At 63.3% G+C, this 12,930-nt stretch carries 11 protein-coding genes; 8 read left to right on the top strand and 3 right to left on the bottom strand.

The genetic code is table 11. The features are described from left to right. The first annotated feature begins 61 nt into the window (after positions 1-61). Positions 62-1,036 (top strand): ABC transporter ATP-binding protein, encoded by a 975-nt coding sequence (locus OH491_RS01020; RefSeq protein WP_342750815.1) that lies wholly within the window; start codon positions 62-64, stop codon positions 1,034-1,036. A 113-nt stretch (positions 1,037-1,149) separates the two neighbouring features. On the opposite strand, the gene crcB is transcribed toward OH491_RS01020, so the two are convergent. Then, complete coding sequence (crcB, locus tag OH491_RS01015; protein WP_068773030.1) at positions 1,150-1,545, bottom strand: fluoride efflux transporter CrcB; 396 nt, start codon at positions 1,543-1,545, stop codon at positions 1,150-1,152. 178 nt (positions 1,546-1,723) lie between these two features. On the opposite strand from crcB, the gene OH491_RS01010 reads away from it, so the two are divergent. Both OH491_RS01010 and OH491_RS01005 read left to right on the top strand, forming a co-directional pair. Next, entirely contained in the window at positions 1,724-4,855 is a 3,132-nt protein-coding gene (locus OH491_RS01010) for a glycoside hydrolase family 2 protein (RefSeq protein ID WP_334319710.1), read from the top strand. A 107-nt stretch (positions 4,856-4,962) separates the two neighbouring features. Further along, positions 4,963-6,078: an ABC transporter ATP-binding protein gene (locus OH491_RS01005; protein ID WP_068772902.1), complete on the top strand. Its 1,116-nt coding sequence runs from the start codon at positions 4,963-4,965 to the stop codon at positions 6,076-6,078. Positions 6,079-6,410: 332 nt separating this feature from the next. Here the strand turns inward: OH491_RS01005 and OH491_RS01000 are convergent, their stop codons facing one another. After that, positions 6,411-7,187, bottom strand: coding sequence for a response regulator transcription factor (locus tag OH491_RS01000; RefSeq protein ID WP_068772903.1), 777 nt, complete (start codon positions 7,185-7,187; stop codon positions 6,411-6,413). A gap of 205 nt (positions 7,188-7,392) precedes the next feature. Here OH491_RS01000 and hisG point away from each other — a divergent pair, with 205 nt between their 5' ends. Continuing rightward, positions 7,393-8,277 (top strand): ATP phosphoribosyltransferase, encoded by an 885-nt coding sequence (gene hisG, locus OH491_RS00995; RefSeq protein ID WP_068772904.1) that lies wholly within the window; start codon positions 7,393-7,395, stop codon positions 8,275-8,277. Between the two features lie 126 nt (positions 8,278-8,403). Here the strand turns inward: hisG and OH491_RS00990 are convergent, their stop codons facing one another. Next, positions 8,404-9,306 (bottom strand): SDR family oxidoreductase, encoded by a 903-nt coding sequence (locus OH491_RS00990; protein WP_068772905.1) that lies wholly within the window; start codon positions 9,304-9,306, stop codon positions 8,404-8,406. A gap of 172 nt (positions 9,307-9,478) precedes the next feature. Here OH491_RS00990 and OH491_RS00985 point away from each other — a divergent pair, with 172 nt between their 5' ends. The 4 genes from OH491_RS00985 (at position 9,479) to OH491_RS00970 (ending at position 12,924) form a co-directional block, all read left to right on the top strand. Next, entirely contained in the window at positions 9,479-9,871 is a 393-nt protein-coding gene (locus OH491_RS00985; protein WP_068772906.1) for a winged helix-turn-helix transcriptional regulator, read from the top strand. 248 nt (positions 9,872-10,119) lie between these two features. Then, positions 10,120-11,004 carry a carbon-nitrogen hydrolase gene (locus OH491_RS00980; RefSeq protein WP_068772907.1) on the top strand — a complete coding sequence of 295 codons (885 nt, stop codon included), beginning with the start codon at positions 10,120-10,122 and terminating at the stop codon, positions 11,002-11,004. 293 nt (positions 11,005-11,297) lie between these two features. Beyond that, positions 11,298-12,323 (top strand): agmatine deiminase family protein, encoded by a 1,026-nt coding sequence (locus OH491_RS00975; RefSeq protein ID WP_068772908.1) that lies wholly within the window; start codon positions 11,298-11,300, stop codon positions 12,321-12,323. A 124-nt stretch (positions 12,324-12,447) separates the two neighbouring features. Next, positions 12,448-12,924 carry a hypothetical protein gene (locus OH491_RS00970; protein ID WP_068772909.1) on the top strand — a complete coding sequence of 159 codons (477 nt, stop codon included), beginning with the start codon at positions 12,448-12,450 and terminating at the stop codon, positions 12,922-12,924. The last annotated feature ends 6 nt before the right edge of the window (positions 12,925-12,930 follow it).

Raw genomic sequence — 12,930 nt, 5'->3', positions numbered from 1 at the left:
CCGCCGCGCGGCCTGACGCAAGGTCAGGCCCTACCGCGCTGCCGCATCACCCAGCCTCTCCATGATCGAAGTCCGCAATCTCACCCGCGTCTTCCGCACCTATAAAAAACGCCCCGGTTTCCTGGGCGGGCTCTACGGCCTGTTCAAACGCGACTTCGAGGAAATCGCGGCGGCGAAGGAGGTTTCGTTCGACATTGCCGAGGGCGAGTTCGTCGGTTTTCTCGGCCCCAACGGCGCGGGCAAGACCACCACGCTCAAGATGCTCGCCGGGCTCATCTATCCGACCGGCGGCAGCGCGCGCGTGGCCGGGTTCGACCCCACGCGCCGCGAAAACGCCTACCGCCGCATCTTCGCGCTCGTCCTCGGCCAGAAAAACCAGCTCTGGTGGGATCTGCCCGCGCAGGAGTCGTTCCTGCTCCTGCGCCACATCTACAACCTGCCCGCCGCCGACTACAAAGCCACGCTCGACGAACTGGTCGAACTGCTCGGCGTCGGCCCGAAGCTCAACGTGATGGTACGCGAGCTTTCCCTCGGCGAGCGCATGAAGATGGAGCTCATCGCCGCGCTCCTGCACCGACCGCGCGTCCTGTTTCTCGACGAGCCGACCATCGGCCTCGACGTGGTCTCGCAAAAGGCCGTGCGCCAGTTCCTGCGCGACTACAACCGCCGCCACCGCGTCACCATCCTGCTCACCAGCCACTACATGGCGGACATCCAAGAACTCTGCGAACGCGTCATCGTGATCCACAAGGGGACAAAGATCTACGACGGCGAACTTGACCGCCTCGAATCGCGCCAGGGCGCGCGCCGCAAAATCATAAAATTCATCCCGCAGCCCGGCCGTTTTCCCGAGCACTGGGCCTCCGCCCACGGCGCCGCCCTGCGGGACGACGAAGGGCGCGTGACGCTCACCGTGCCCGCCGACGCGGTCGTGAGCGTCTCGCAGGAAATCCTCTCCGCCGGCCCCGTCGTGGACATCACCATCGAGGACGTTCCGCTGGAGGACATCATCGCCGAGCTGTTCAACTCGCGATGATATGGCATATTTTAGGTAGGGCGAGGCGTCCCCGCCGAGCCGCAGGCGACCAACGGCTCGGCGGGGACGCCTCGCCCTACCTTGATACGTCTATAAATGACTGACAAACGGCATCACGCGCCGCCCGCCGCATTCACCGTCACCGCCGCCGCATGGCCGAGCCAGACCGCGACCAGGCACATCGCCAGCGACGCGCCGGCGTAGCCGCCGGCGGACAGCCAGCGCCCGGCCTGCGCGAGTTCCAGTGTTTGCAGGCTGAACGCCGAGAAGGTCGTGAACCCGCCGAGCACGCCGGTCATAAAGCCCTGCCGCCCCAGCGCGCCCACCGGCCAGCGTCCGCCCGTCGAGGTGAGCGTGGCGAAAAATCCGATGACGAAACAGCCCGTCACATTCACCAACAGCGTGCCCCAGGGAAACGCCGCGCCCGTCCAGCGGTCCACCGCGCCCGCCATCGCGAAACGCGCCATGCTGCCGAGCGCCCCGCCCAGTCCGATGCACAGATAAATCATCATGCCGTGTCCCATTACGCGCCCTTCGCCCCCGGCGCAACGCAAAGCTGGATTTTCGATTTTGGATTTGCCCGATCGGGAACGGAAAATCCAGCAGCCTTGCTTAACAACAAAAGCAGAGCAGGGCTCGTCCGCCGCCGGATTGCGAACAAGGCTGCCGGCGCATACCGATCCCATCATGCCCGGTCCCCGCCTTTCTCCGTTTCGCCAGTCGTTTTTGCGCGTCTTGTCCGCCATTTGCTGCGTTTTCATCGCCGCCGCCGTCATGGCGCGCGAGACACTTGACTTCAACCGCGCCTGGCGTTTCACGCGCTCCGACCCGGACGGCGCCCAGGCTCCCTCGTTTGACGACTCGGGCTGGAGCGTCGTTTCGACGCCGCACACGTTCAACGACACCGACACGTTCGACAACTGGTCGCCCCCCGGGCATCGTGGCGAGGGCGAACAATGGAGCGGCCGCGCGTGGTATCGGAAAACATTCGCCGTTCCCGCCCCGTGGCGCGGCAAAAAGGTTTTCATCGAGTTCGAAGCCGCGCGGCAGGTCGCCGAGGTCTGGCTCAACGGCGAAAAACTCGGCACGGCCAAAAGCGGTTTCACCCCCTTCGGTTTCGATCTCACCCCGCACCTCAAAACCGACGGCTCGCCCAACGTCCTCGCGGTCATGACGGACAACCGCTTCATGGTCGATCCCGATCCCGGGGCGAAACTCGCACCCGGCCAAGATCGCGCGGGCTCACTGCACGACATGCTCGTGAGAATGGAGCGCGACATGCCCGCCCGCCTTGAGGATTTGCAAGCCGGCCAGATTCCCTGGAACAATCCGCACTGGCATCCCGCGCACGGCGGCATCTATCGGAATGTTTTTCTGCATGTCACCGATCCGCTGCACATCACGCTTCCGCTCCACAGTTTCCTGCAAACCGAGGGGCCTTATGCCTACGCCACCGAAATCAGCGCCGCGCGCGCCCGTGTCGGCATCGACGTGCCCTTTCGCAACGACCGCGCCAGCGCGCAGCACGCCGTAGTGCGAGTCGAGATTTTCGACGCCTCGCGCAACAAGGTGCTGGCCGCCGAGGCCGCGCGGGACATCGCGCCCGGTGCCTCGGGCAAGGTCACGCTTTCCAGCGACATCATCCGCCCTCTGCTCTGGCAGCCCGGCTACCCGCATCTCTACCGCGTCGTCTGCTCACTCTCCGTTGACGGCCGGACGGTCGACCGCACCGAGGTTCCGCTCGGGATTCGCACCGTGCGATGGGACCCGCAGGCCGGTTTTTTCATCAACGGCTCGCACGTCAAGCTTCACGGCTGGGGCCAGAAACCCACCGATGAATGGCCCGGCCTCGGCGCGGCGCAGCCCGACCGGCTGCATGCCTACACCCTGCGCCTCATGCTCGACGCCGGCGGCAACTTCGTCCGCTGGGGTCATGCCGCCGCGGGCCCCGCCTCCATCGTCGCCGCCGACCGCTTCGGCATCGTCACGCTCCAGCCCGGCGTGGACGGCGAGATGGACACTTCCGGCGCGGCCTGGGAACTGCGCTCCGCCGCCTTTCGCGACGTCATCATCTATTTTCGCAACCACCCCTCCATCCTCATCTGGGAGGGCGGCAACCAGAAGGTCTCGCGCGGGCACGCCGCCGAGTTGCGCGCGCACATGGACAACTACGACCCGCACGGCGGGCGCGTCTATGCGCACCGGCGGGCCGACGAAATCACCGCCGCGTTCATGGACATCGGCATCGGCACCGAGGGCGGACGCGAAATCGCGCGCCTGCCGGTGGTCGAGGGCGAATACAACCGCGAGGAAGCGCCGCGCCGCGTGTGGGACGATTTTTCACCCCCGACTTTCGGCTACGCCGCCGTGCCCGGCAAGGTGCAGACCTACCGCCTCAACTCCGAGCAATTCGCCGTCAACCAGATCGCGCACTACGTGAAAAAACTCGGCTCACCCGCGCACGCCGGCGGGGCGAACTGGATCTTTTCCGATTCGACCAGCGGCGGCCGGGTCGAAACCGAGGTCGCGCGCGCCAGCGGCGAGGTGGACGGCGCGCGGCTGCCCAAGGAAGCCTGGTTCGTCTGTGCCGCGATGTGGCGCTCCGATCCGCAGGTCCACATCATCGGTCACTGGGCCTATCCGGCGGGCGTGAAAAAGACTATCCATGTCGCGTCCAACGCCGACGAGGTCGAACTCCTCCTCAACGGAAAATCTCTCGGGCGCGCAAAGCCGGAAATGCGCTACCTCTTCACGTTTCCCAGCGTCGCATTTTCCCCCGGCAGCCTCACCGCCCGCGCCTGGCGCGGCGGAAAGGAAATCGCCGCGCACACCCTGCGCACCGCGGGACCGGCGGTCGCGCTGCGCATGACTTCGCCGCTCACCGGCCGGCCTGAAAAAAAGACGTATGACGGTCTCCCGGCCAAAAGCGTTTTGTTGTCCGCCGATGGCGCGGACGTCGCCCTCGTCGATGTCGAGGCCATCGACGCCGACGGCAACCGTTGCCCCACGTGGCAGGGCCGGGTTGATTTCGCCTTGGAAGGTCCGGCCGTCTGGCGCGGCGGTTACAACAGCGGTAGACCCGGCAGCATCAACCACACCCATCTCGACCTCGAAGCCGGCATCAACCGCGTGGCCCTGCGCGCCACGCTGGAACCGGGCCGGGGCGTCCTTCGCGCCCGGGCCGACGGGCTCAGAAGCGCCGGAATAGAGTTTGAATCCATGCCGCCGCCATCCCCTGTTTTCGCCGCGTCGCCTTCCGTCGAGCGTTTTCAGCCGGAGGCCGTGCTCCCTGTTTCAGCGCCCGACTGGCAGGCCGTTCCCGCGCTCGCCAGGCCGCAGCCGCCGCTGGTAAGGACTGCCTCGGCCGATGAAAAAATGGCGGGACGCTTCACCAAGACATTTTCCTATTCCGCGCCGGGCTCGCAAATCACGCACCTCGACACCGACGCGCAACCGGGGAAAAACGCCTACGCGGACACCGACTCGCCGTTCGGTGAACTGCCCGCGATTCTGCGCGGCGCCGACTGGATAAAAGCCTGCAACAGCGACGCGCTCTACAATGCCGTCGATCTCGTGGAACTCGCGGTGGGCACGGGCGCCGTCGTCATCATCGCCCACGACGACCGCCTCCCGCGCCCGCCGTGGTTGGCAGACCAGTTCGAACAGACGCCGGACAAGATTGCCGTGCTCGGAAAGCCGATGACCCTTTTCGTCCGCCGCATGCCTGACGGCGGCAGCCTGACAGCCGGCGCGAACACCGAGGCCGGCGCGCCCGCGCAGGCAAACATGTATGTGGTCTTCGTGGCCGCCGCGAAGTAGCGCAGGCGCGCGCCCCGGACGTTTTCGGTTGAGGTTGTCGTCTTCGGCGCCTGTGCTGGGTGGCGATTCGTTTTGAATAGTATATAATATCCATCCGCCTCCCCGTCATGGCCAAGGTCGTCATCGAAAATCTCATCAAGGACTACCCCGACAAAAACGGCGAGGCCGTGCGCGCGGTGGATTCCATCAACCTCATCGTCGAGGACCGCGAGTTCATGGTGCTCGTCGGCCCGTCCGGCTGCGGCAAGTCCACCACGCTGCGCATGGTCGCGGGGCTTGAGGACATCACCGGCGGCGCCATTTCCATCGACGGACGCGTCGTGAACGACGTGCTCCCTAAGGACCGCGACATCGCGATGGTTTTTCAGAACTACGCGCTCTACCCGCACATGAGCGTTTACGACAACATGGCCTTCGGCCTGAAACTGCGCAAGATGCCCAAGGCCGAGATCGACGCGCGCGTGCGCGAGGCCGCCGCCATGCTCGGGCTCGACGCCTATCTCGACCGCCGCCCCAAGGCCCTCTCCGGCGGCCAGCGCCAGCGCGTCGCGGTGGGCCGCGCCATCGTCCGCAAGCCGAAGGTGTTTCTCTTCGACGAGCCGCTGTCCAACCTCGATGCCAAGATGCGCGTCTCCACCCGCACGGAAATCTCGCGCCTGCACGACCGCCTCGGCGCGACGATGATCTACGTGACGCATGACCAGACCGAGGCGATGACGATGGGCGACCGCATCTGCGTGATGAAGGACGGGCGCATCATGCAAGTCGCCGAGCCGCTCGCGCTCTACGACCATCCCGCGAATCTCTTTGTCGCCGGGTTCATCGGCTCGCCCCCGATGAATTTCTTCCGGGGCAAACTCCGGGACGCGGGCGGGCGGATCGAATTTGTCGAAGACGCCCCCGCCGCGCCGGCCGTCATCGCCCTGCCACCCGCGCTCGAAACCCGCGCGCGCGACCATGGCGGCAAAGCCGTCGTGCTCGGCATCCGTCCCGAAAACCTGCGTCTCCTGTCCGCGCCGGAACCCGGCCGCACCATCTCCGCGACAGTGGAGATCGCCGAGCCGATGGGCGCCGAGACTTATCTTTACCTGCGCTCGCAGGCGACTGCATTCGTCGCGCGTGTCGAACCAACCGCCGCGCATAAAACAGGCGAGAGCGTGCACGTCGTCGCGGAGCCGTCGCGCCTGCATCTTTTCGATGCCGAAAGCGAAACGGCGCTCTGATCCGGATTCGTCGCTATTTTGGATGGTTGTTTTTCGCCGCGAAGACGCTTGCGCAAGGAGCGGCGGCGTCCCGCCGCCGGACGAGGCGAAGCCTCGCCCGTTTGCGTGCGGTTTATCGAGACACGACGGGCACGCGTTCCGCGTGTCGGGCGGCGGGACGCCGCCCCTCCTTGCGCAAGCGTGCTTTTAACGCTTTCCTTGATTTTCGACCGCCAATGGGTGCAAAAACTCATCAGGCGCTCGCACTGCCATGCCATGATCCGGGCACAAAAAACGGATGCCGCAGAAAGGCATCCGTTTGGAATTCGGTGACAAATAGACCTGGATTTTCCTCAAATCTGGTCCGAATTGATGTCTCCGGCCACGGTCTCCTGGCCCGAGGGCTCCGGCTCGAAGATGTAGCCGATGCTGTGCACGGTGCGGAAGGCGTCGAGGCTCAAGCCGTTGTTGCGGAAAAGTTCGCGCACTTTCACGATGTATTGGTCGAGCGAGCGGCTCTTCACGTCGGCATGAATGCCCCAGACGGAGTGGATGAGCGCCTTGCGGGTGATGACCACGCCGCGATTCTGGTTCAGATACGAAAGGATGCCCAATTCCTTGCGTCCCAACTTTGTGATCGTGCCGTTGGGGAACTCGATTTCCAGCCGGATGGGCGTGATTCTCGCACCGCAGAACTCAAACGGGTTGTCGCTCACCTTGGCGTTCTTGGTGACATGCAGATCGCTGGACGCCTCGGCGCGACGAAGCACCGCGTTGATGCGCGCGACCAACTCCGGATAGCTGAACGGCTTCGTAATGTAGTCGTCGCCACCCATGTCGAGCCCGCGGACCTTGCTCATCTCCTGCGTGTTTCCGGTAAGGAAAATCGTCGGGATGGAGATGTCGCTCTTCTTGAGTTCCTCAAGAAGCTGGAAACCCGATTGGTCGGGCAGGTTGATGTCGAGCAGAAGAAGATTGGCGAAATTGCGCTTCAAGAACCGCATGGCATGGGCGCAACGCGTGTAGACCTGCGTTTGCATCCCCGCTTCTTCGAGCTGCGCGGCGATGAGCTTCGCGAGTTCTTCCTCGTCTTCGACTATTAGGATTAGGGGTTTAGGTGCTGAGCGCATAGATTTAATGTGCGATGTTTTTACAAACAAACTAAAACTTGTCAAAACTTTCTTGCGATTTGATTGCGTAAAAAAATCGCAGGTATTAGATATGGTTCCGGATATTATGATAATCATTGCTTTGCAAGCCTTAGGTTTTCGTGCGGATGTTGATTTTCATAAAAAACTTGAAGACTTTATGACTCGCGGATGATTTGACGGATCTATGTCAGCCACCGCACCGCTTCTCATGCTCGGCCTGCCCAAAGGCAGCCTCGAGGAATCCACCAAGGCCCTTTTCGCCAAGGCCGGCTGGAAAATCACCACCAGTTCGCGTTCCTACAAACCGTCCATCGACGACGCCGAACTCGACGGCCGCTTTATCCGCGCCCAGGAGGTCAGCCGCTATGTGGAGCATGGCTTTTTCGATTGCGGGCTGACCGGATACGACTGGATCCAGGAAAACGAGTCCGATGTCGTCGAAGTCTGCGATCTCATCTACAGCAAGGCCTCCACGCAAAAATCCCGCTGGGTGCTCTGCGTGCCCGAGGCATCCTCCGTGCAAAAACCCGAGGACCTCGCCGGCAAGCGCATCGCCACCGAGATGGTCGGCACCGTGAAACGCTATTTCGCCCAAAAGAACATCCCCGTGACGGTCGAGTTCTCCTGGGGGGCGACCGAGGTGAAGGTGCCCGATCTCGTGGACGCGATCGTGGACATCACCGAAACCGGCTCGTCGCTGCGCGCCAACAAGCTGCGCATCGTGGACACGCTCCTCGAAACCAACACCAAGTTCATCGCCAACAAGGCCAGCTGGGCCAATCCCGCCAAGCGCAAGAAAATCGAGACCATCGCGCTCATGCTCACCGGCGCCCTGGAGGCGGGCGGCAAGGTCGGCCTCAAACTCAACGCCCCGAAAGCCGGGCTCGACACGCTGCTCAAAGCGCTTCCCGCGCTCCGCAACCCGACGGTCTCGCCGCTCGCCTCGCCCGAGTGGGTCGCGCTCGAAACCATCATCGACGAAAGCATCGCCCGCGAAATCATTCCGCAGCTCAAGTCCATGGGGGCCGAGGGCATCATCGAGTATCCGCTGAACAAGGTGGTATTCTGATTTTCCGGTACTGCGGACGCTTCCGCGCACCGGGTGATCGTCCCAAAACCCTGCCATGCAAAAAACGCCGGAAAGCTCCGGCGTTTTTTTGTGAGTCATTTTCCCGTTTTTTTCGGCATTCGGCACTCAAGTTGCCGAAACGCTCTTCAATGCCTGCGCGACCGATTCGGAAAGAGGCGTCGTTGCCCGTCCGATCAATCGCGACAATTGCCGTCCGTCATCGAATAACGCGCCGCGGGAAGCATCTGCATCCCAGCTCGCGAACCCTGCGGCCAGCGCCTCGGGCAGGCCGGCATTCACAAGCATCGCGCGATAATCGGCCTCGGGCAGGTTTTTGTAGGGAATATTCTTTCCCGTCTGCCGGGAAATCTCCGCGGCGAGCCCGGCCAGCGTATGCGCCTCGTCGCCCGCCAGTTCAAAGATTTGCCCGCTGGAGACGGGCACGTCTCCGGTGAGCACCTTGACCGCCGCCTCCGCAAAATCGGCCCGGCTCGCCGAGGAGATGCGCCCGTCGCCCGCGCTGCCATGCAAGACTCCGTTGGCCAGCGCCGCCGGCGCAAGGGCGGTGTGATTTTCGGCATACCAGCCGTTGCGCAGGATGACATGCGGCATACCCGACTCTTTCAATGCGGCTTCCGTCTCGCGATATTCGCCGGCCAGACTCAACGGGGAAATATCGGCATGCAGCAAACTCGTGAAAACCAGCCGCTCCACTTTCCGGCGCCCGGCGGCGGCAATGACGTTGCGATGCTGCGCGGTCCGCCGGCCAATCTCGTTGGATGCGATCAGCAGCACCCGCCCGGCTCCCGCGAGCGCCCGGTCGAGCGCGGGAGCGTCATCGTAAGCGGCCTCTCTGACTTGGATGCCGCGCGCGGCGAGCGGCGCGGCTTTGTCCGGGTTGCGGACGACCGCGATAATCGAGGCCGCGGGCCGGATCGCCAGCAGGCGGTCGATGACGATGCGGCCAAGCTGGCCGGTGGCGCCGGTGACGGCGATGGTGATGGATGCGGAGTTTGTCGGTGTGCTCATGGCGGATATATTTTGATTTGCGGCTACAGTTTCATTCTTGGTTACGAAACAATACCGTGATACCGCATCCTCCCGCCTCCCGCAAGAGAGGCGCTGAGAGTAACCCGGTTACGCACCGGTAACCGTCCCGATTCCAAGCCAGACCATCCGCCCGATCATCATCACGCCGCGCATGAAATTTCCCCTCCCTCCCGTCCAGACCGACGCTCACGCCGAACGCTGCCCCGTGCGCGACGTGCTCGACTGCATCGGCGATCGCTGGAGCCTGCTCACGCTCGCCGCGCTCTCCAACGGCACGCTGCGCTTCACGCGGCTGAAACACGCCATCGGCGACATCTCCGCGCGCATGCTTGCCCAGACCTTGCGCGTCTTGGAGCGCGACGGCTATGTCCTGCGCCAAGTGTATCCGACCATCCCGCCCAAAGTCGAATACACCCTGACCGCACTCGGGCGCTCCCTGCTCGTAAAAATCATCCCGCTCATCGAATGGGCGGGGAAAAACCATCCGCGCATCCGCAAAGCGCGCAAAACCTACGTGCCGCCTGCCGCCAACCCGGCGCTCTGAACGCCGGCCCCGGCGCAGGGCGTGACTCAAGATGATGTCATCAGCGAAACAGACGCCGTAAAAATTGTAACCAAATACCAATAGATTACACTTTTCACGATATTCCTCCGGGGACCTTTGGTTTGTCCTCATGGACCGTCCCGATGGCACCACTGCTTTGAGTTATCCTCCCCTCTCCCCCGGCGCTCGCTTTTTTATTTTCCGCTTTCACTCTTCCCCGTTCGCCCTTCACTCTTCCCTTTTTCGCCATGGCCAAAGTCACACTCGGACTCCTCCAGCACGCCTGCACCGCCGACCCCGCGGCCAATCTCAAAAAAACGCTCGCCCTCGCCGGGCAGGCCGCCCGCAAGGGCGCAAACATCATCTGCACGCAGGAACTCTTCCGCTCGCAATATTTCTGCCAGAGCGAGAATCACGATCACTTCGCGCTCGCCGAACCCATCCCCGGCCCCAGCACGCGGGCCTTCCAGAAAATCGCCCGGCGGCACGGCGTCGTCATCATTGCCTCGCTCTTCGAAAAACGCGCCAGCGGCCTCTATCACAACACCGCTGCCATCATCGATGCCGACGGCTCGCTCCTCGGCACCTACCGGAAAATGCACATTCCGGACGACCCGCTCTTCTACGAAAAATTCTACTTCACGCCCGGCGACACCGGCTTCCGCGCCTGGGAAACGAAATTCGGAAAAGTCGGCGTCCTCGTCTGCTGGGACCAATGGTATCCCGAGGCCGCGCGCCTGACCGCCATGCAGGGCGCGGAAATCCTCTTCTATCCCACCGCCATCGGCTGGCACCCGTCCGAAAAAGCCCATTACGGCGTCAACCAGCACGGTGCTTGGGAAACTATCCAGCGCTCGCATGCCGTCGCCAACGGCTGCTACGTCGCCTCCATCAACCGCATCGGCCACGAAACCATCGCGGGCGTCGGCGGCGACGGCCTCGAATTCTGGGGCCAGAGCTTTGTTGCCGGCACGAGCGGCCAGATTCTGGCCAAAGCCAGTGTGGACAAGGAGGAAGTCCTGCTCGTCCCTCTCGATCTCGCGAAAGTCGATGTGACGCGCACCCACTGGCCCTTCCTCCGCGACCGCCGTATCGACGCCTACGAAAACCTCACGCGGCGCTTTATCGACTGAATCAAAAAGAAAATTTGAGGAAGTCTGCTTTGACACAGAGACCACAGAGCTCTGACACGGAGGGCACAGAGAGAAAAGAGACCTTTTCAGGCTTGGCCTCCGTGTCCTCTGTGGGTCGCGCGCTGTGTCCTCTGTGTCAAAACAGACTTCATTTGTGTTTTCGCGTCTTTACGTTGGTTATTTTGTTGGACGCCCTGAATCTGCGTTCATCCGTGTTCATCCGCGGTTAAAAAAACTCTCCCGTGTCCTCCCGAAAAAAAACTCCCGCATCTCCCGCCGCCCTAGGCTTCCGCATGCCCGCCGAATGGGAGCCCCAGGCCGCCATCTGGCTCTCCTGGCCTCACAAACGCGCCTCGTGGCCCGGACAATTCCGCCCCATCCCCGGCGTGTTCGCCGGCATCGTCGCGCAAATCAGCCGCTTCCAGCGCGTCCGCATCAACTGCGCCGCCGCCCTCCAGCCCCGCGCCAAAACCCTTTGCGCCCGCGCCTGCGCCGACTTGGCGCGCGCCGGGGCCGACTTCGCCCGCGTCACCTTCTACGACCATCCCACCAACGACGCCTGGTGCCGCGACCACGGCCCCATCTTTGTCAAAAACGACCGCACCGGCGAGGTCGCCGTCACCGACTGGGTGCACAACGCCTGGGGCGGCAAATACCCGCCCTACGACCTCGACAACACCATTCCGCCCCTCGTCGCCCGCAAACTCCGCCTCCGCCGTTTCGAAAACGACATGGTGCTCGAAGGCGGCTCCATCGACGTCAACGGCGCCGGCCTGCTCCTCACCAGCGAGCAATGCCTGCTGAACAAAAACCGCAACCCGCATCTCACCCGCGAACAGATCGAGCAAAATCTCCGTGATTACCTCGGCGTGAAAACCATCCTCTGGCTCGGCGACGGCATCGTTGGCGACGACACCGACGGCCACATCGACGACCTCACCCGCTTCTACAAACCCGACGGCCTCATCACCGTCGTCGAGCCGGACAAACGCGACAAAAACCACGCCATCCTCGCAGAAAACACCGCCCGCCTCCGCGCCATGCGCGCGCCCGGGGGCAAACCCTTCGACCTCGTGGAGCTTCCCATGCCGCGCCCCTTCGCCTTCAAGGGCCAGCGCGTCCCCGCCAGCTATGCAAATTTTCTTATCATCAACGGCGCCGTGCTCGTGCCCGTCTTCCGCCAGAAAAAACGCGACGCCCAGGCCTGCGCCATCATCGGAAGCTGCTTCCCCGGTCGCGAAATCATCCCCATCGACTGCTATCAGCTCATCTGGGGACTCGGCACCCTTCACTGCATCTCCCAGCAACAACCCGCCTGAAAAATCCCGGAACACGGGACGCGGAATGCGGAACCAAACCATGCCCTCCACCCACGCTTGCATCCGCCCATTCCGCAATCCATTCCCGGCAAAGCGACAACTTCAATCCGCACTCCGCATTACCATGAAACCACTCTCTCTTTTTCTCGCGCTCCTCGCGCTCGCCGCCGCCGCCGGCTGCCGCTCCCACGTCACCAACCTCAAGCAGCAAATCAGCCCCACCTACCACGCCCAGGCCTTCGCGGGCATCGACCAGCGCCAGGCCTACGACGCCTCGCTTGTCGCCTTGAGGCAAATGGGCTACAAGCAAACCGGCGGCGGGGCCGCGCAAGGCCGGATCGAGGCCATTAGCGAAATGCTCGGCTCCGGCACGCCGCAGCAATCCCCGCGGCAGGTTTCCATCAACATCCGCATCAGCCCCGCCCTCGAAGGCGGCGCGAACGTGGAAACCCTCTTTACCGACATCCGCCAGGACGCCTTCAATTCGCGTGAAGGCATGGGCAGCAAGCAGCCCCTCGCCGAAAGCCCGCTCTACGACGTGTTCTACAAATACCTTGCCCAAGCCGTGGCCGCGCTCCCGTCCGCGGCATCCAGTCAGTAGCATCAT

This window comes from Termitidicoccus mucosus (assembly GCF_038725785.1).
GTDB lineage: Bacteria > Verrucomicrobiota > Verrucomicrobiia > Opitutales > Opitutaceae > Termitidicoccus > Termitidicoccus mucosus.
This window is presented reverse-complemented; position numbering and strand designations above follow the sequence as displayed.